This window comes from Leptothrix mechoopdaensis (SeqCode), from assembly GCF_053893855.1.
This window is the reverse complement of record NZ_CM132699.1, coordinates 3,189,924-3,207,351: the sequence shown is the minus strand read 5'-3', so window position 1 is coordinate 3,207,351 and position 17,428 is coordinate 3,189,924. Positions and strand designations below refer to the sequence as shown.

Sequence of the window (17,428 nt, the reverse complement as noted above, 5' to 3'; positions counted from 1 at the left end):
AGCCGGATTTTTCGTTTCTGGGCCGGCCTGAAGTGTCGGGATCGGCCTGTCTTGCGGCTTCTTCGCGCCCCTGATCGTGGCGCACCCGCACCCGGGCGGTGCGGCCAAGCCCGCCAGCCTGCCATGCCCACGCCAAGCAGGGTAGAGTGACAGCATGGTGTCTCGTGCTGCCGATGTCCTTCGACGTGTGTTCTTCACTCCCTGGGTCGGACGGGGGGCGGCGCGGCTTGCGCCTGATGACGACCAGGGCGGGGCGGCGATCGCCGCGCCGGTGCGCGGTCCGACGCCCGGCGCGCACGGGGTCAGCGCCTCGTCCTTCGCGGCGCTGACCGAGAAGCTCGACTACCTCGACGCCGCCGACCTCAAGCGCGTGCGCGAGGCCTACCGATTCGCCGACGAGGCCCACCTCGGCCAGTTCCGCGCCAGCGGCGAGCCCTACATCACCCATCCGATCGCGGTGGCCGGCCTGTGTGCCGACTGGCGGCTCGATGCGCAGGCCATCATGGCCGCGCTGATGCACGACGCGATGGAGGATTGCGGCATCACCAAGACCGAGCTGGTCGAGCGCTTCGGCGCCCAGACCGCCGAACTGGTCGACGGCCTGACCAAGCTCGACAAGCTCCAGTTCTCGACCCGCGAGGAGTCCCAGGCCGAGTCCTTCCGCAAGATGCTGCTGGCGATGGCGCGCGACCTGCGCGTCATCCTCGTCAAGCTGGCCGACCGCCTGCACAACATGCGGACGATGGACTCGATGGCCGCCTCCAAGCGGGGCCGCATCGCCCGCGAGACGCTCGAGATCTACGCGCCGATCGCCCATCGACTGGGCCTGAACCAGACCTACCGCGAGCTGCAGGAGCTGTCGTTCCAGTACCTCCGGCCGTGGCGCCACGGCGTGCTGTCCAAGGCCGTCCACAAGGCGCGTGGCAACCGGCGCGACGTGGTCGACCGGGTTCGCCAGGAGGTCGAGGACGCCATGGCGCAGGCGACGGTGCCGGCGCAGGTCTACGGGCGCGAGAAGACGATCCACTCGATCTACTCGAAGATGCAGGAGAAGCACCTCAGCTTTGCCCAGGTCAGCGACATCTTCGGCTTCCGCATCGTGGTGGCGACGCTGCCCGAGTGTTACCTCGCGCTCGGCGTGCTGCACCAGCTCTACAAGCCGGTGCCGGGGCGCTTCAAGGACTACATCGCGATCCCGAAGGCGAACGGCTACAAGAGCCTGCACACGACCGTGGTCAGCCCGGTCGGCACGGCGGTCGAGTTCCAGATCCGCACCGAGACCATGCACGCGGTGGCCGAGGCCGGCGTCGCGGCGCACTGGATCTACAAGGTGAAGTCGGGCACCGATGTGCCCGAGGCCGAGAACCTCGGCACGATGTGGCTGCAGTCGCTGATCGACATCCAGAGCGAGACGCGCGACTCGGCCGAGTTCCTGGAGCACGTCAAGATCGACCTGTTCCCCGAGTCGGTCTACGTCTTCACCCCCAAGAGCAAGATCCTGGCGTTGCCGCGTGGCGCAACCGCGATCGACTTCGCCTACGCGATCCACTCGCGCGTGGGCGACCACTGCGTCGCCGCCAAGGTCAACGGCGAGGCCGTCGCGCTGCGCACCGAACTGCGTTCGGGCGACGTGGTCGAGATCGTCACGGCGGCGTCCGCCCGGCCGAACCCGGCCTGGCTGAACTTCGTGCGCACCGGCAAGGCGCGTTCCAAGATCCGGCACTTCCTGAAGAACATGGAGGCCGACGAGTCCTACGAGCTCGGCCACAAGCTGCTGGCGCAGGCGCTGCGCGCCGAGGGCTTGCAGATGCCCGCGCATGGCGACGACGCGCCCGATGCGGATGTCGCGCTGTGGCAGTCGCTGGTGCGCTGGAGCGGCAACCGCCACCGCCGCGAGCTGCTGGTCGACATCGGCCTGGGCCGCAAGATCGCGACGATCGTCGCCAAGCGCCTGGCCAGCCAGATGGCCGAGGCCGGCCGGCGCCCGGATGCCGTCACGCTGAGCCTGGGCCGCTACGCGTCCGACAGCGAGGCGCCGACGCAGGGCACCGTCGTGATCGACGGCAGCGAGAACGCGACGGTCCAGCTTGGCAACTGCTGCCACCCGATCCCGGGCGACGACATCGTCGGCTACCTGGGTCGCGGCGAAGGCCTGACGGTCCACACCGCCGATTGCGCCGTCGGGCGCAAGCTGCACGAGCGCGACCCGGAACGCTGGCTGGCGGTTGAATGGGCCGAGCAGCCCAAGCGCCTGTTCCAGAGCGCCGTCGCCGTGCTGGTCAACAACGGCAAGGGCGTGCTGGCCGAAGTGGCCCAGGCGGTCAGCCGGGCCGAGGCGGACATCGCCCACATCGAGATGGACGCGGCGCAGTCGGGCGAGACCTCCGAGCTGCGGCTGTTGCTGGCCGTGCGCGACCGCCAGCACCTGGCCGACGTGCTGCGTGTCGTGCGGCGCGCCCCGGCGGTCGAGAAGGTCGCCCGGATCAAGGGCTGAGCGGCCCGCCCGGTGCCGGGTAGCGCACCTCGATCACCTCCAGCCGGGTCAACCCGCCGGGGGTCATCAGCTGGACCTCGTCGCCTTCGCGCGACTTGATCAGCGCCCGGGCGATCGGCGAGACCCAGCTGACGTCGCCGGCGAGGTTGTCGGCCTCGTCGATCCCCTTGATCGTGATCGTGCGCTCGCTGCCATCGGCGTTCGCGTAGGTCACGGTCGCGCCGAAGAAGACCTGGTCGCTGCCGTGATGCGCGGACGGGTCGACCACCTCGGCGATGTCCAGCCGCTTCGTGAGGAAGCGGATGCGGCGGTCGATCTCGCGCAGCCGCTTCTTGCCGTAGAGGTAGTCGCCGTTCTCCGAGCGGTCGCCGTTCTTCGCGGCCCATGAGACGACTTCCACGATCTTCGGGCGCTCGACGTCGATGAGCCCCAACAGTTCGTCGCGCAGGCGTCGATATCCCTCGGGCGTCAGGTAGTTGCGCGTCCCCGCCGGCAGAGGCGGCAGGCCCCCGGCCTGGTCCTCGTCGTCGTCGGCATCGTTCTCTTTGGTGAAGGCCTTGCTCATCGGTCGTCTTGTCCGGTCGGCAATCAGCGGCCTGGCACCGTTGGAGAGGCCGGCGGAATCCAAGCGCTGAACTGCAGATTTCGTGCTCAGGTTGTGGTGAATGTCACATTTTGTAAACTCGGCACTTCAGTTCAGGGACACGGCAGCCGAAGACACAAGAACTCGCACTTCTGATCAAGCACCGGAGTCACGCGATCTTGAACGTCCTGAGCTTGCCCGCCACCTCCATGAGGACCCCCGCCATGTCCCGTCCGCATTTTGCGCCCGACCCTCTCGACCCCTTGCTGACGACCCGCGAAGCGGCGATGCGGCTGGGCGTCTCCCTGCGTACCGTTCAGCTCTGGGTGGAGGCGGGAACGCTTCCAGCCGGGCGCACGCCCGGCGGTCATCGCCGCATCCGCCTGTCGGCCGTCGAGGCCCTGGCCCAGCGCAGCGGCCTGCGGGCCGCCGCCCAGACGACCCAGATGCTGCAGCCCGCGATGGCGCCGCTGGACGTCCTCCTGGTCGCCGCCAGCGTCGACCAGCTGCAGGTCTGGCAGGAGGCGCTGCAGCCGCTCTACGGCAGCATCACGCTGCGTGGGGCTAACAATGGTTACACCGGGTTACTTCAGCTCGGACGAAAAACGCCAGATCTGCTGATCACCGACCTGTCGATGCCCGACATCGACGGCTACGCGATGCTGCTGACGCTGGCCGGCCTTCACGACTACTCGAACCTGCGCGTGCTGGCGATCACCGCCCAGTCGCCGCAGCAGATTGCCGAACGTGGCGGTCTGCCGGATCGGGTCCGCGTGATGCACCAGCCGGTGCCCGGCATGGCCGTGCGCAGCTGGGCCGAAAGCGAGCTGGCGCGACTGGGTCGATCGCCCCACCGCGATCTGCAGGCCTGACGCCGTCCCGGACACCGGTGCCCGATTGCCCGTGCCCCGGGCATCGGACAACGGTGATGACCGCTGCAGCGCCTGCCGTTACAGTCTCACCAGACCGAACCCAAGCGAAATTCCCGCGTGACGATGCGCCGCGCTCCCAACCGAACAGGTCAGATCCGCCATGACCCACCGCATCCTTATCGTTGAAGACCAGGCGGACATCCGCAAGCTGATCCGCATGACGCTGGAATTCAGCGACTTCGAACTCCACGAGGCCCCCGACGGCGAGACCGGCCTGGCGCTGGCTCGCAAGATGCGTCCGCACCTGATGCTGCTCGACGTCATGATGCCGGGCCGCCTCGACGGCTTTCAGGTCTGCCGCGCCATCAAGGGCGATGCAGAGCTCAGCGCGACGCTGGTCGTGATGCTCACCGCTCGCGGCCAGAGCAGCGACGTCAGTGCCGGCGAGCAGTCGGGCGCCGATGCCTATCTGGTCAAGCCCTTCAGCCCGCTCGAACTGATCGATCGGGTCGAGGCGATGGTCGCCAAGATCCCCGCCGACTGAACCGGCGGCCCTGGCTCAGATCGGCGCCTGCCCGTCGTGGCCGCGTGCCCGCTCGGCGTAGCGGTTGAAGCGCCAGGCGGTGCCCTCTGCGGTGATGCGGTGCCAGACCTCGCGCTTGGCAGCCGGACCCATCGCCGGCCAGTGCTGGACCTCGTCCCAGGTCCGGCCGCAACCCTTGCAGACGGCGTCACCCTGGGTGGTCGAGCAGATCGCGATGCAGGGCGCGTCGGGCGTCGTCGCGTACCAGGCCAGCCAGGCCTCGCGCGCGGTGGCCGGCATCGTCGCCTCGTCGCAGGTCCGTTCGCGGTGATAGACCATCAGCGCGTAGACCTCGGCCAGCGCGGTCAGCTCCGGGCACAGGGGCGCGCCGTCCGGGGTCGGGCGGCGTTCGCGCCACCAGTTGATGGCGGCCTCGATGTCGGTCAGGTGCAGCGCCGGCATGGCGTGCTCGTGGCGGGCGGCGCTCAGCCCTTGCTCGCTTGCTGTTCGGCGGCGGCCCGGGCGATCGCCTCGATCGCCGCCAGCGCGGCCGAGCGGTCGTAGCCGGTGCCGCGTTCGATCGGCGCGGCGTCCAGCGCGGCGGCGTCGCCGTTCTTCAGCTGCTGGACCCAGCGGCCGGCCTCGCGGCCTTCGGCCAGACCCTCGCTCTGGATCAGCACCGAGCCGTCGGCCGCGACCAGCTTGAAGTGGAAGCGGCCATCACCCTCGCGGTACTGCTTGAACTGGGCCAGCGCGGCGGCGTTCGCCTTGGTGCCGCCCTTGGTGTCGACGGCGGCTGCGGCGCGCGGCTGCATGCGGCGCAGGCCGACGGCGTGGCGCAGTTCGTCGAGCAGCGGGCGGGCGATCGCTCGGGCCTTGGCGGCGCCGGCCTGCAGCGTCTCCTCGATCCGCTCCGGATGGGCGATCAGCGCCTCGTAGCGTTCCCGCATCGGCGCGACGCTGCGTTCGATCTGGTCGACCAGCCGCTGCTTGGCCTCGCCCCAGCCCAGGCCGCCGACCAGCGCGGCGCGGAAGGCGGCACGTTCGTCGGCATCGGCGAAGGCGTCGAAGATCGTCACCAGCGCGGTGCCTTCGGGCTCCTTGGGCTCGCCCGGCAGGCGCGAGTCGGTGACGATGCGCGCGACCGCCTCGCGCAGCGCCTTGGCGCCACCGTCGAACAGCGGGATGGTGTTGTCGTAGCTCTTGGACATCTTGCGGCCGTCCAGCCCCGGCAGCGTCGCGACGCTTTCCTCGACCTCGGCCTGCGGCAGCACGAACAGCTCGCGGCCGGCGCCGAACAGGTGGTTGAAGCGCTGGGCGACGTCGCGCGCCATCTCGATGTGCTGGATCTGGTCACGGCCGACCGGCACGCGGTGGGCGTTGAACATCAGGATGTCGGCGGCCATCAGGATCGGGTAGCTGTAGAGCCCCATCGTGATGCCGGCGTCGGTGTCCTCGCCAGCCGCGACGTTGGCGTCGGCGGCGGCCTTGTAGGCGTGCGCCCGGTTCATCTGGCCCTTGGCGGTGACGCAGGTCAGCAGCCAGGTCAGCTCGGGGATCTCGGGGATGTCGCTCTGGCGGTAGAAGGTGACGCGGGCCGGATCCAGCCCGGCGGCCAGCCAGGCAGCGGCGATTTCCAGCCGCGAGCGTTCGATGCGGGCCGGGTCGTCGCATTTGATCAGCGCGTGGTAGTCGGCCAGGAAGAAGAAGCTCTCGACGCCCGGCTCGCGGCTGGCGGTGATCGCCGGCCGGATCGCGCCGACGTAGTTGCCCAGGTGCGGGGTGCCGGTGGTGGTGATGCCGGTGAGGACGCGGTTGGACATGGTGGCGGGGTCGTGTCTGGAAGGGTGGTGGACGGCTGCGGCGCGCGGCCCGGATCGGCCGCCGGACCCGTGGTGATCGGGCCTGTCGCGGGGAGGGCGGATTGTAGGCAGGCGACCCGTCGCGGCCGGCCGCGCGGGAGGCCCTCGCTACACTCGCCCCCCTCATGAAGCGCATCGTCGTCCTGATTTCCGGCACCGGCTCGAACCTCCAGGCGATCCAGCAGGCCTGCCTGAGCGAAGGCTGGCCGGCCAGGATCGTCGCGGTGCTGAGCAACAAGCCCGCCGCCGCCGGCCTCGACTGGGCCCGCGGACAGGGCATCGAGGCCATCGGTCTCGACCACCGCGCGCACGCCGACCGTGCCGCCTTCGACGACGCGCTGGCCGCCGAGATCGACCGCCACCAGCCCGACCTGGTCGTGCTGGCCGGCTTCATGCGCATCCTGACGCCGGCTTTCGTGGCGCGCTACGAAGGCCGCATGCTCAACATCCACCCGTCGCTGCTGCCAGCGTTTTCCGGCCTGGACACGCACCGGCGCGCGATCGACGCGGGTTGCCGCGTGGCCGGCGCGACGGTCCATTTCGTCACCGCCGAACTCGACCACGGCCCGATCGTCGCCCAGGCGGTCGTGCCGGTGCTGGACGGCGACGACGCCCCGACATTGGCCAGCCGCGTGCTGGTCCAGGAACATCGCCTCTACCCGATGGCGGTGCGCTGGTTCGTCCTTGGCGAACTGGCGCTCGACGGCCTGCGCGTGCGCCACACCGGCGCCGCCGCTCAACACCTGCTGGCCGACGTGGCCGGTGGCAAGGACACGACATGAATCCCAAAGCCCTGTTCGCGCTGTGCGACGAACTGCTGCACGAGGTGCTGCGTTTCACGCAGCCGGCCGACTCGGTCGTCTCGTCCTTCTTCCGGCGCGAGAAGTCGCTGGGCATGCGCGAGCGCCACGCGCTGGCCGAGACGGTCTACGCGGTGCTGCGCGACAAGATCCGGCTGCAGTACCTGGCCAAGTCGGGCAAGGGTTCGCTCGAACGCCGCCTGAGCCTGCTGGCCTGGCAAGGCACCGAGGCCTTCCTGCGCGCCGCCGCCACGCCCGAGGAACTCAAGTGGCTGACGACGGCCCGCCTGCTGAGCCTCGACAAGCAGCCCGACAGCCTGCGCCACAACCTGCCGGAATGGCTGGCCGCGCCGCTCAAGGACCAGGTCGGCGACGGCTTCTGGCCGCTGGTCGAGAGCCTGCGTCAGCCCGCCGGGCTGGACCTGCGCGTCAACCTGCTGAAGTCCAAGCGCGAACTGGCCCAGGCCGCGCTGGCCGAGGAAGGCATCCACACCACGCCGACGCCGTGGTCGCCGTGGGGCCTGCGCGCGCTGGGCAAGCCGCCGCTGAACCGCAGCAACGCCTTCCTGCGGGGCGACATGGAGGTGCAGGACGAGGGCAGCCAGCTGCTGGCCTTGCTGACCGAGGCCAAGCGCGGCGAGATGGTGGTCGACTTCTGCGCCGGTGCCGGCGGCAAGACGCTGGCGCTGGGCGCGATGATGCGCAACACCGGCCGGCTCTACGCCTTCGACGTCTCGGCGCACCGGCTCGCGGCGCTGAAGCCGCGTCTGGCGCGCAGCGGCCTGTCCAACGTCTACCCGGCCGGCATCGCCCACGAGCGCGACGAACGCGTCAAGCGGCTGGCCGGCAAGATCGACCGGGTGCTGGTCGACGCGCCGTGTTCGGGCCTGGGCACGCTGCGCCGCAACCCGGACCTGAAGTGGCGCCAGGGCCCCGAGGCCATCGCCGAGATGACCGCCAAGCAGGGCGCGATCCTGGCCAGCGCGGCGCGGCTGGTGAAGTCGGGCGGGCGGCTCGTCTACGCCACCTGCAGCCTGCTGCGGGCCGAGAACGAGGAGATTGCCGACGCCTTCAGCGCCGCGCACCCCGACTTCATCCCGGTCGACGTGACCGAGGTGCTGACGCGCCAGGGCGTGGCCAACGCGGCCGAGCTGGTCGACGCCGGCCACCTGCGCCTGTGGCCGTATCGGCACGGCACCGACGGTTTCTTCGCGGCGGTCTGGCAGCGGCGCTGAAAGTTCCCCGGCATCGGCCGGCGTGAACGCGGGCTTGACGCAGGTCAGGACCGAATCGGGTCGGCATCAGGGTATCCCTCGAACGGGGTTGCCCGGGTTTCGGGCTTTCGGGACCCCCCCAATACAATCGGCGGTCGGACCGACCCGTCCGACCGTGACCCCGAAGGACCCCGATGCCCGAGTTTTCCCAGATTGCGAGCGCCCTGCTCGACCTGTTCTCCGACGGCCTGCTGAACGCCAGCGGCTGGCAGATCGTGGCCTACACGCTGGTCGTGACGCACATCACGATCGCCGCCGTGACGATCTTCCTGCACCGCAGCCAGGCGCACCGTGCGCTGGACCTCCATGCGATCCCGTCGCACTTCTTCCGCTTCTGGCTCTGGATGACCACCGGCATGGTCACGAAGGAGTGGGTCGCGATCCACCGCAAGCACCACGCCAAGTGCGAGACGGTCGATGACCCGCACAGCCCCGTGACGCGCGGCATCCGCACCGTGCTGCTGACCGGCTCGGAGCTCTACCGCAGCGAGGCGAAGAACCAGGAAACGCTGCGCAAGTACGGCCACAACACGCCGGACGACTGGATCGAGCGCCACGTCTACACCCGCTACAGCGCGCTGGGCGTCAGCCTGATGATGGTCATCGACCTGCTGCTGTTCGGCGCCATCGGCGCGACCGTCTGGGCCGTCCAGATGCTGTGGATCCCGATCACCGCCGCCGGCATCATCAATGGCATCGGCCACTGGTGGGGCTACCGCAACTTCGAGGCGGTCGACGCGTCGACCAACGTCTCGCCCTGGGGCATCCTGATCGGCGGCGAGGAACTGCACAACAACCACCACACCTACCCGACCTCGGCCAAGCTGTCGGTCAAGCCCTACGAGTTCGACATCGCCTGGGGCTACATCCGCGCGATGGAGCTGGTCGGTCTGGCCAAGGTCCGCAAGACCCCGCCGCAGCTGCGCCTGGGCACCGTCAAGCCGGTGGCCGACAACCAGACGCTCGAAGCGTTGATCGCCAACCGCTACGAGGTGATGGCCCAGTACGCCGGCGGCCTGCGCAGCGTCGTGGCCGAGGAACTCGAGCGCCTGCGCACGCAGGGCATGCAGGGCACCGACGCCTGGCGCCGCATGCGCCTGGCCGCCCGCTGGCTGCACCGTGACGCCGACAAGATCCCTGCCGAGCTGCAGGGCGAGGTCGCGCAGGCCTGCCACGAGAGTGCCGCGCTGGCCAAGCTGGTGGCGATGCGCGAGGAACTGCGCGCGCTCTGGACCCGCACCAACGTGTCGGCCGACCAACTCGTCCAGGACCTGCAGGCCTGGTGCCGACGTGCCGAGGAGAGTGGCATCGCGGCACTGGCGGAATTCGCGCGCACGTTGCGCGCCGCGAGGGCCTGAACACGTCTCCTGACATGTCCGGCGAGGGTTTCGTGGTTCAGGTCACGCTCGACTGGGGCGGCATGAATCGCAGCTGTCAGCCCCGCTGGATCCGGCCCCTGCGGGCGGGGGATGGCACAACGGTCAGGGCCGTCGGGTCGATTGAACGCGTATCCGGATTGGGCTAGCCTGCAGGCCTCGATCTTGCAGCGCCGCCTCGAATCGGGGCAGCAGCTGGCGCAGCTTGGCGGCCACACCAGGATTGGCGGCCAGCAGGGTCCAGCCCGAGCCATCGGCTTCGGTCGGGCCCGAGGACACCGAAACCAACATACCTGGGGGGAGCAGAGGCCGGATGGCCTGCATGCGCGCGTCGGCTTCGGCCAGGCGCCGCTGCAGGCTCAGCAGGGGCTCGCAACGGGCGAGCGCCTGACCCATGGCCAGTGCGTCGGGAACGGCGGGCGGGCTGTGTTTCACACCAGGAGTTTAGTGACGATGGACATCTTGATCACCCACGGCGGCCTGGCTCGCACGCGTTCCTTTCACGTGAGCCCCGCTGGCCTGGTGACCGCCGTCGTCGGCCTGCTGCTGGCCTTGATGCTGCTTTCCGGCGTGATCTACCACATGGTCGTGCTGAAGGCGGCGCGGGCCGGCTGGCCCATCGTCGGCGACCTGGCCGGGCTGGTCGTCACCGACGACACCGAGCAGCGCGACCGTTTCCTGCGCGAGAACCTCGACGCCATCGCCCAGAAGGTCGGCGAGATGCAGGCCAAGGTCGTCCGGCTGGAAGCGATGGGCGAGCGCGTCGCCGGTCTGGCCGGCATCAAGCCCGAGGAGATCCGCGCCGCCGAGGCTGCGCCGTCGACGCTGGATGGGAAGAACCTGCCGGTGGCCAAGGGCGGCGCGGGCGGTCCCTACCTGCCGGTGACGCCGGCTGCCGAGACGCCCTCGATGGCCCACCTCAACGAGCTGGTCGACTCGCTCGACGCCAAGGCCGGCCGCAGCGGCGACGTCTTCACGCTGATCGAGTCGCGGCTGCTCGAACGGCGCCTCGAACTGATGATGGTGCCGAGCGCGCCGCCAGTGGTCGGCCCGGTCGGCTCGGGCTTCGGCTTCCGCATCGACCCGTTCACCTCGCGCCCGGCGCTGCACACCGGGCTGGACTTCCCCGGCCCGGTCGGCACGGCGATCCGCTCGGCCGCCGCAGGGGTGGTCCTGACTGCCGAGATGTCCGGCGCCTACGGCCAGATGATCGAGGTCGACCACGGCAACGGCCTGATCACCCGCTACGCCCACACCTCGAAGATGATGGTCAAGCCGGGCGAGCTGGTGCGTCGTGGGCAGGCCATCGCGCAGATCGGCAACACCGGTCGCTCGACCGGCTCGCACCTGCATTTCGAGGTGCTGCTCAATGGCGTGCCGCAGAACCCGGCGCGGTTCCTGGCCCGTGGCGAGAGCCTGTCGCTGAAGGGTGACCGCCCCGAGGCCCGGGCTGCCGCACAGCCTGGAGCCCCCGGGGCCCGGTGATAGACTCACGCGATTTTTCTGCGTCGACCCGCACCGTCGGCGACACGGGGAAAGGGCTCTTCCCGGGGTCCTTGCAAGGTGACGTTCCGGCCTGATCTGCAGGCCTGCTCCGGTCTCCTTCCCGTCGCCTGACACGTCGACGACGAAGCCCATCACACCGGCCCTGGCGGGTGCCCTCGCGCCAGGGCCGTCACGTTTGTCCCGTCCATGTTGCCCAAGCTCCTGACGTCCATTTTTGGCAGCCGCAATGAGCGCCTGCTCAAGCAGTACCGACGCGTGGTCGAGCGCATCAATGCGCTCGAGCCCCAGTTCGAGAAGCTCACCGACGACGAGCTGCGCGGCAAGACCGCCGAGTTCCGTCAGCGGCTGGCTCAGGGAACGAGCCTCGACGACCTGCTGCCCGAAGCCTTCGCCACCGTGCGCGAAGGCAGCAAGCGGGTCCTGAAGATGCGTCACTTCGACGTCCAGCTGATCGGCGGGATGGTGCTTCACAACGGCAAGATCGCCGAGATGCGCACCGGCGAAGGCAAGACGCTGATGGCCACGCTGCCGGTCTACCTCAATGCGCTGCCCGGCAAGGGCGTGCACGTGGTGACCGTCAACGACTACCTCGCGCGCCGCGACGCCGAGTGGATGGGGCGCCTCTACGGCTTCCTCGGCATGACCACCGGCATCAACCTGCCGAACATGCCGCGCGAGGAGAAGCAGGCCGCCTACGCCGCCGACATCACCTACGGCACCAACAACGAATACGGCTTCGACTACCTGCGCGACAACATGGTCTACGAGGTCGTCGACCGCGTGCAGCGCCCGCTGCAGTACGCGATCGTCGACGAGGTCGACTCGATCCTGATCGACGAGGCCCGCACGCCGCTGATCATCAGCGGCCAGGCCGAGGACCAGACCTCGATGTACGTGGCGATCAACGCGGTCGTGCCCCACATGAAGAAGCAGATCGGCGAGGCCGATCCGCGCACCGGCGAAGGCGTCATCGAGCCGGGCGACTTCACCGCCGACGAGAAGAGCCACCAGGTCTTCCTGACCGAGGAAGGCCACGAGAAGGCCGAGGCGCTGCTGGCCCAGGCCGGCCTGCTGGCCGAGGGTGCGTCGCTGTACGACGCGGCCAACATCACGCTGGTGCACCACCTCTACGCGTCGCTGCGGGCGCATCACCTGTTCCACCGCGACCAGCATTACGTGGTGCAGAACGGCGAGGTCACGATCGTCGACGAGTTCACCGGCCGCCTGATGACCGGCCGGCGCTGGAGCGACGGCCTGCACCAGGCCGTCGAGGCCAAGGAAGGCGTGCAGATCCAGGCCGAGAACCAGACGCTCGCCTCGATCACCTTCCAGAACTACTTCCGCATGTACGGCAAGCTCGGCGGCATGACCGGGACGGCCGACACCGAGGCCTACGAGTTCCAGGAGATCTACGGCCTCGAGACCGTGGTGATCCCGCCGAACCGGCCGACCATCCGCAAGGACGAGCTGGACCTCGTCTACAAGACCGACCGCGAGAAGTACGAGGCGGTCGTCGCCGACATCCGCGAGTGCCACGAGCGTGGCCAGCCGGTGCTGGTGGGCACGACCTCGATCGAGAACTCCGAGCTGGTCGCCAAGATGCTGACCGCCGCCGGCCTGCCGCACCAGGTGCTCAACGCCAAGCAGCATGCCCGCGAGGCCGAGATCATTGCCCAGGCCGGCCGGCCGGGCATGGTCACGATCGCCACCAACATGGCCGGTCGCGGCACCGACATCGTGCTGGGCGGCAACGTCGAGAAGCAGGTCCAGTTCGTCGAGGCCGACGCGGCCCTGTCGGACGAGGAGAAGGCCGTGCGCATCGCGCAGCTCAAGAGCGAATGGCAGGGCCTGCACGAGCAGGTCAAGTCGCTCGGCGGCCTGCGCATCATCGCCACCGAACGCCACGAGAGCCGCCGCATCGACAACCAGCTGCGCGGCCGCGCCGGTCGCCAGGGTGACCCGGGCAGCTCGCGCTTCTACCTGTCTCTGGAAGACTCGCTGATGCGCATCTTCGCGGGCGACCGCGTCAAGGCGATCATGGAACGCCTGAAGATGCCCGACGGCGAGGCGATCGAGGCCGGCATCGTCACCCGCAGCATCGAGAGCGCGCAACGCAAGGTCGAGGCCCGCAACTTCGACATGCGCAAGCAGCTGCTGGAGTACGACGACGTCTCCAACGACCAGCGCAAGGTCATCTATGCGCAGCGCAACGAGCTGCTGGAGCAGACCGACGTCCACGCCCAGATCGCCCACCTGCGCCGTGGCGCGATGACCGACATCGTGCGCCTGCACGTGCCGGCCGAGTCGGTCGAGGAGCAGTGGGAGCTGGCGGCGCTGGAGAAGGTGCTGAAGGACGACTGGCACGTCGACGTCGCGCTGCGCGCGATGGTCGAGAAGAGCGATGCGGTCACCGACGAGGAGATCGTCGAGGCGGTCGTGAAGGCGGCCGACGAGGCCTTCGAGACCAAGGTCGCGCTGGTCGGCCGCGAGCAGTTCGCCGGCTTCGAGCGCATGGTGCTGCTGCAGCACATCGACTCGCACTGGCGCGAGCACCTGGCCGCGCTGGACTACCTGCGCCAGGGCATCCACCTGCGCGGCTACGCCCAGAAGAACCCGAAGCAGGAATACAAGCGCGAGGCCTTCGAGCTGTTCAGCCAGCTGCTGGACCGCACCAAGCTGGAGGTCACGCGCGTGCTGATGACCGTGCGCATCCAGACCCGCGAGGAGGCCGAGCAGGCCGCCGAGGCGATCGAGGCGCGCGCCGAACACATCGAGAACGTGACCTACACGCATCCGAACGAGGACGGCAGCGTCTCGCAGGACGCCGCGCCGGCCGAAGGCCAGCCGCTGGCCCAGGCGATGCGCGCCGGCCGCAACGATCCGTGCCCGTGCGGCAGCGGCAAGAAGTTCAAGGCCTGCCACGGCAAGCTGAGCTGAGCCGAACCGTCTGTCGAACCGTCTCCCGATCCGTCCACCCCACCCCGAAGCCGCCGCCATGCCCGTCAACCTGCGCGCCCCCCTGCCTGAAGAACTCCACCCGGTCGCCGGCGTCGAACTCGGCGTGGCGATGGCCGGCGTGCGCAAGGCCAACCGACGTGACCTGACGGTCATCACGCTGGCACCGGGCAGCAGCGTCGCGGGCGTCTTCACGAGCAACCGCTTCTGCGCAGCGCCGGTGCAGATCTGCCGCGAGCACCTGGCCGCCGGCCCGGCCAAGCGCGCCATCGTCATCAACACCGGCAATGCCAACGCCGGCACCGGTGAGGACGGCCTGGCGCGCGCCCGCGCCGTCTGCATCGCGCTGGCCCAGCACCTGGACCTGGCGCCCGAGGACGTCCTGCCGTTCTCGACCGGCGTGATCATGGAGACGCTGCCCAACGACCGCATCCAGGCCGGTCTGCCGGCGGCGCTGGCCGATCGCAAGGAAGACAACTGGGCACTGGCCGCCGAGGCCATCATGACCACCGACACGTTGCCGAAGGCGGCGTCGCGGCAGGTGCAGATCGGCGGGCGCACGGTCACGGTGACCGGCATCAGCAAGGGCGCCGGGATGATCCGGCCGAACATGGCGACGATGCTGGGCTACGTCGCCACCGACGCGGTCGTGGCGCCGCACCTGATGCAGGAACTGGTGCGCGAGGCCGCCGACCGCAGCTTCAACCGCATCACGATCGACGGCGACACGTCGACCAACGACAGCTTCCTGCTGATCGCGACCCACCAGGCCGGCCACGCGCCGATCGAGCAGCTGGAATCGCCCGACGGCGCGCTGCTGCGCCAGGCGGTCATCGAGGTCTCGCAGCAGCTGGCCCAGGCCATCGTGCGCGACGGCGAAGGCGCGACCAAGTTCATCACCGTGCGCGTCGAGGGCGGCCGGACCAAGGAAGAGTGCCGCCAGGTGGCCTACGCCATCGCCCATTCGCCGCTGGTCAAGACCGCCTTCTTCGCCAGCGACCCCAACCTCGGCCGCATCCTCGCGGCGGTGGGCTACGCCGGCATCGCCGACCTGGACCAGTCGACCATCGACCTGTTCCTCGACGACGTGCATGTCGCCCGCCAGGGTGGCCGCCACCCCGACTACCGCGAGGAAGACGGCGCGCGTGTCATGAAGCAGGCCGAGATCACCGTGCGCGTCGACCTGCACCGCGGCAACGCGCGGGCGACCGTCTGGACCTGCGACCTGTCGTACGACTACGTGAAGATCAACGCCGATTACCGGTCTTGATCACCGGTCTTGATCTTCGGTCCCGATCACCGGTCCTGATCCAGCGCCGAGAACCTCGGCGCCATCGCGGCATGGATCTGCCCCGTCACCGGGTCGACCCGCAGCGTGCCGCGCGCGGCGTTGTGCGGATGGGCGGCGGCTTCGGCCAGACCCAGCACCGGGGCGTAGCAGGCGTCGCTGCCTTCCAGGCGCGCATCCCAGTGTGAGCGCGGCTGGCTCGCGAACAGCGTGGTCAGGCGCGCCTTCAGCGCCGGCCAGGTCCGCACGTCGTACTGGCCGTCCGGGGCGATGTCGTCCAGCCCCAGCCGCTGCAGCGCGATGGCCCAGAACGCCGGCTCCAGCGCAGCCAGGCTGATGCAGCCGCCGTCGGCGCAGCGGTAGACCTCGTAGAACGGCGAGTCGTGGAAGGGGCTGTCGGCGCGCGGGCCGGCCAGCTGGCCGCCGCCGTGGATCCACAGCGCCAGCGTGCCGAGCATCGCGACGACGTCGACGATCGCCGCGTCGACCACGCAACCCCACCCGTCCGGCTGACGCGCCGCCAGCACGCCGCTGACGATGCCCAGCGCCAGGCCGAGCGCGCCGCCGGCATCGCCCAGCACGGTCGGCGGCACGATCGGCGGCTCGCCATCACGACGCGCGCCCAGCGACAACATGCCGCTCAACGCAACGTAGTTCAGGTCATGCCCGGCCGCCTGCGCCAGCGGCCCGGTCTGGCCCCAGCCGGTCATGCGGCCGTAGACCAGCTTCGGGTTGAGCGCGGCGACGTCGGCCGGGCCCAGGCCCAGGCGCTCCATCACGCCGGGGCGGTTGCCCTCGATCAGCGCGTCGTGCGTGGCGATCAGCTCGCGCGCGGCGGCCAGGCCTTCGGCGCGCTTGAGGTCCAGCGTGACGTGGCGCTTGCCGTCGACCAGCCGCGTGCCGTGCGGGCCGCCCAGCTGATCGGCCATCGGGTTGCCGCCCGGACGCCGCACCAGCGTGACCTGCGCGCCCAGCCCGACCAGCATCCAGCCCGCCAGCGGGCCGGGGCCCAGGCCCTCGAACTCGACGACCTTCAGCGTGGCGAGCGGCCGCATCACGTCAGCCGAACCGGTCATGGCGCGAGCTCGGGCAACGCGCCGACCTGTTCGCGGATGTCGTCGACCGCGTCGCTGATGACGCCGTCCAGCCCCCAGTCGAACAGCTCGCGGGCGCGGGCTGCGTCGTTGACGGTGTAGACCAGCACGCGCAGGCCGTCGGCATGGCGATGCGCGATCAGCTCGGGGCCGTCGATCAGGCGGTGGTTCAGCACCACCGCGACGCAGCCCAGCTCGTCGGCGCGTTGCCAGCTGTCGGCCTGCAGGCTGTCGAGCAGCAGCGCACGCGGCAGCTCGGGCGCGGCGATGCGGGCGGCGGCCAGCGCGTCGGGGCGGAAGCTGCTGAGCAGCGGCCACGGGCTGCGGCCGGCCTCGACCGCCTCGCGCCACAGCTCGCGTGCGGCCAGCGCGACGGCCCGGCCGGTCGGCGCATCGGTGCCGGTGGTCGGCTTGATCTCGATGTTGAGCGTGTGGCCACGCGCCAGGCAATGCCGGGCGATGGCCTCCAGCCGGGGCAGCGGCTCGCCCGCGTAGGCCCGGCCGTGCCAGGCGCCGGCGTCCAGCCGCGACAGGGCCGACCAGTCCTGCGCGCCGGCCACGCCGTGGCCGTTGCTGGTGCGATCGAGCGTGTCGTCGTGCAGCAGGAACAGCTCGCCGTCGGCGCTCAGCTTGACGTCGCATTCGTAGCTGGTCCAGCCGAGCGCGGCGCCGTGGCGGAACGAGGCCAGCGTGTTCTCGGGCGCGCGCTTGCCGGCGCCGCGGTGCGCGATCCAGCGCGGGTAGGGCCAGGGGGTCAGGCGGGCAGCGGACATGGTGGTTCGGGCCCGGGGGCCACGGGTC

15 protein-coding genes are annotated in these 17,428 nt (G+C 70.0%); 9 read left to right on the top strand and 6 right to left on the bottom strand.

The window, feature by feature from the left end; all coding sequences use genetic code 11:
• The first annotated feature begins 154 nt into the window (after positions 1 to 154).
• Positions 155 to 2,494, top strand: coding sequence for a RelA/SpoT family protein (locus ACWA7K_RS13850; RefSeq protein WP_456161975.1), 2,340 nt, complete (start codon positions 155 to 157; stop codon positions 2,492 to 2,494).
• On the opposite strand, the gene greB is transcribed toward ACWA7K_RS13850, so the two are convergent.
• Entirely contained in the window at positions 2,484 to 3,059 is a 576-nt protein-coding gene (greB, locus tag ACWA7K_RS13845) for a transcription elongation factor GreB (RefSeq protein ID WP_456161974.1), read from the bottom strand. The two genes, ACWA7K_RS13850 and greB, sit on opposite strands and share 11 nt — an antisense overlap.
• Before the next feature lie 242 nt (positions 3,060 to 3,301).
• Here greB and ACWA7K_RS13840 point away from each other — a divergent pair, with 242 nt between their 5' ends.
• Together ACWA7K_RS13840 and ACWA7K_RS13835 are read left to right on the top strand one after the other, a co-directional pair.
• On the top strand, positions 3,302 to 3,949 hold the full coding sequence (locus ACWA7K_RS13840) for an excisionase family DNA-binding protein (RefSeq protein ID WP_305749469.1): 648 nt from the start codon (positions 3,302 to 3,304) through the stop codon (positions 3,947 to 3,949).
• 160 nt (positions 3,950 to 4,109) lie between these two features.
• The gene (locus ACWA7K_RS13835) at positions 4,110 to 4,493 is read left to right on the top strand and encodes a response regulator transcription factor (protein WP_456161973.1); all 384 of its coding nucleotides are present in this window, start codon (positions 4,110 to 4,112) and stop codon (positions 4,491 to 4,493) included.
• Between the two features lie 15 nt (positions 4,494 to 4,508).
• Here ACWA7K_RS13835 and ACWA7K_RS13830 read toward each other — a convergent pair whose 3' ends face one another.
• Both ACWA7K_RS13830 and ACWA7K_RS13825 read right to left on the bottom strand, forming a co-directional pair.
• On the bottom strand, positions 4,509 to 4,934 hold the full coding sequence (locus ACWA7K_RS13830; RefSeq protein WP_456161972.1) for a DUF3717 domain-containing protein: 426 nt from the start codon (positions 4,932 to 4,934) through the stop codon (positions 4,509 to 4,511).
• Positions 4,935 to 4,957: 23 nt separating this feature from the next.
• Positions 4,958 to 6,295 (bottom strand): tryptophan--tRNA ligase, encoded by a 1,338-nt coding sequence (locus ACWA7K_RS13825; protein ID WP_456161971.1) that lies wholly within the window; start codon positions 6,293 to 6,295, stop codon positions 4,958 to 4,960.
• 164 nt (positions 6,296 to 6,459) lie between these two features.
• On the opposite strand from ACWA7K_RS13825, the gene purN reads away from it, so the two are divergent.
• The 3 genes from purN (at position 6,460) to ACWA7K_RS13810 (ending at position 9,766) form a co-directional block, all read left to right on the top strand.
• Positions 6,460 to 7,116, top strand: coding sequence for a phosphoribosylglycinamide formyltransferase (purN, locus tag ACWA7K_RS13820; protein WP_456161970.1), 657 nt, complete (start codon positions 6,460 to 6,462; stop codon positions 7,114 to 7,116).
• Complete coding sequence (locus ACWA7K_RS13815) at positions 7,113 to 8,369, top strand: RsmB/NOP family class I SAM-dependent RNA methyltransferase (protein WP_456161969.1); 1,257 nt, start codon at positions 7,113 to 7,115, stop codon at positions 8,367 to 8,369. The genes purN and ACWA7K_RS13815 overlap by 4 nt, the downstream gene beginning before the upstream one ends.
• Positions 8,370 to 8,542: 173 nt before the next feature.
• A complete protein-coding gene (locus ACWA7K_RS13810; RefSeq protein WP_456161968.1) occupies positions 8,543 to 9,766 on the top strand; it encodes a DesA family fatty acid desaturase in 1,224 nt (407 codons plus the stop codon).
• A 123-nt stretch (positions 9,767 to 9,889) separates the two neighbouring features.
• Here ACWA7K_RS13810 and ACWA7K_RS13805 read toward each other — a convergent pair whose 3' ends face one another.
• Positions 9,890 to 10,219, bottom strand: coding sequence for a hypothetical protein (locus tag ACWA7K_RS13805; RefSeq protein ID WP_456161967.1), 330 nt, complete (start codon positions 10,217 to 10,219; stop codon positions 9,890 to 9,892).
• An 18-nt stretch (positions 10,220 to 10,237) separates the two neighbouring features.
• On the opposite strand from ACWA7K_RS13805, the gene ACWA7K_RS13800 reads away from it, so the two are divergent.
• The 3 genes from ACWA7K_RS13800 (at position 10,238) to argJ (ending at position 15,515) form a co-directional block, all read left to right on the top strand.
• Positions 10,238 to 11,269 carry a M23 family metallopeptidase gene (locus tag ACWA7K_RS13800; RefSeq protein WP_456161966.1) on the top strand — a complete coding sequence of 344 codons (1,032 nt, stop codon included), beginning with the start codon at positions 10,238 to 10,240 and terminating at the stop codon, positions 11,267 to 11,269.
• Between the two features lie 207 nt (positions 11,270 to 11,476).
• Positions 11,477 to 14,227 carry a preprotein translocase subunit SecA gene (gene secA, locus ACWA7K_RS13795; RefSeq protein WP_456161965.1) on the top strand — a complete coding sequence of 917 codons (2,751 nt, stop codon included), beginning with the start codon at positions 11,477 to 11,479 and terminating at the stop codon, positions 14,225 to 14,227.
• Positions 14,228 to 14,285: 58 nt separating this feature from the next.
• Positions 14,286 to 15,515 carry a bifunctional glutamate N-acetyltransferase/amino-acid acetyltransferase ArgJ gene (gene argJ, locus ACWA7K_RS13790; RefSeq protein ID WP_456161964.1) on the top strand — a complete coding sequence of 410 codons (1,230 nt, stop codon included), beginning with the start codon at positions 14,286 to 14,288 and terminating at the stop codon, positions 15,513 to 15,515.
• 26 nt (positions 15,516 to 15,541) lie between these two features.
• Here argJ and ACWA7K_RS13785 read toward each other — a convergent pair whose 3' ends face one another.
• Positions 15,542 to 16,609, bottom strand: coding sequence for a CaiB/BaiF CoA transferase family protein (locus ACWA7K_RS13785; protein WP_456161963.1), 1,068 nt, complete (start codon positions 16,607 to 16,609; stop codon positions 15,542 to 15,544).
• Positions 16,606 to 17,400: a glycerophosphodiester phosphodiesterase gene (gene ugpQ, locus ACWA7K_RS13780; protein WP_456161962.1), complete on the bottom strand. Its 795-nt coding sequence runs from the start codon at positions 17,398 to 17,400 to the stop codon at positions 16,606 to 16,608. The genes ACWA7K_RS13785 and ugpQ overlap by 4 nt, the downstream gene beginning before the upstream one ends.
• Positions 17,401 to 17,428 lie beyond the last annotated feature (28 nt).

Excerpts from the sequence above, each read along its gene's own strand:
- ACWA7K_RS13850 (WP_456161975.1), top strand. The coding sequence starts at position 155 with ATGGTGTCTCGTGCTGCCGATGTCCTTCGACGTGTGTTCTTCACTCCC.
- greB (WP_456161974.1), bottom strand. The coding sequence starts at position 3,059 with ATGAGCAAGGCCTTCACCAAAGAGAACGATGCCGACGACGACGAGGAC.
- ACWA7K_RS13840 (WP_305749469.1), top strand. The coding sequence starts at position 3,302 with ATGTCCCGTCCGCATTTTGCGCCCGACCCTCTCGACCCCTTGCTGACG.
- ACWA7K_RS13835 (WP_456161973.1), top strand. The coding sequence starts at position 4,110 with ATGACCCACCGCATCCTTATCGTTGAAGACCAGGCGGACATCCGCAAG.
- ACWA7K_RS13830 (WP_456161972.1), bottom strand. The coding sequence starts at position 4,934 with ATGCCGGCGCTGCACCTGACCGACATCGAGGCCGCCATCAACTGGTGG.
- ACWA7K_RS13825 (WP_456161971.1), bottom strand. The coding sequence starts at position 6,295 with ATGTCCAACCGCGTCCTCACCGGCATCACCACCACCGGCACCCCGCAC.
- purN (WP_456161970.1), top strand. The coding sequence starts at position 6,460 with ATGAAGCGCATCGTCGTCCTGATTTCCGGCACCGGCTCGAACCTCCAG.
- ACWA7K_RS13815 (WP_456161969.1), top strand. The coding sequence starts at position 7,113 with ATGAATCCCAAAGCCCTGTTCGCGCTGTGCGACGAACTGCTGCACGAG.
- ACWA7K_RS13810 (WP_456161968.1), top strand. The coding sequence starts at position 8,543 with ATGCCCGAGTTTTCCCAGATTGCGAGCGCCCTGCTCGACCTGTTCTCC.
- ACWA7K_RS13800 (WP_456161966.1), top strand. The coding sequence starts at position 10,238 with ATGGACATCTTGATCACCCACGGCGGCCTGGCTCGCACGCGTTCCTTT.
- secA (WP_456161965.1), top strand. The coding sequence starts at position 11,477 with ATGTTGCCCAAGCTCCTGACGTCCATTTTTGGCAGCCGCAATGAGCGC.
- argJ (WP_456161964.1), top strand. The coding sequence starts at position 14,286 with ATGCCCGTCAACCTGCGCGCCCCCCTGCCTGAAGAACTCCACCCGGTC.
- ACWA7K_RS13785 (WP_456161963.1), bottom strand. The coding sequence starts at position 16,609 with ATGACCGGTTCGGCTGACGTGATGCGGCCGCTCGCCACGCTGAAGGTC.
- ugpQ (WP_456161962.1), bottom strand. The coding sequence starts at position 17,400 with ATGTCCGCTGCCCGCCTGACCCCCTGGCCCTACCCGCGCTGGATCGCG.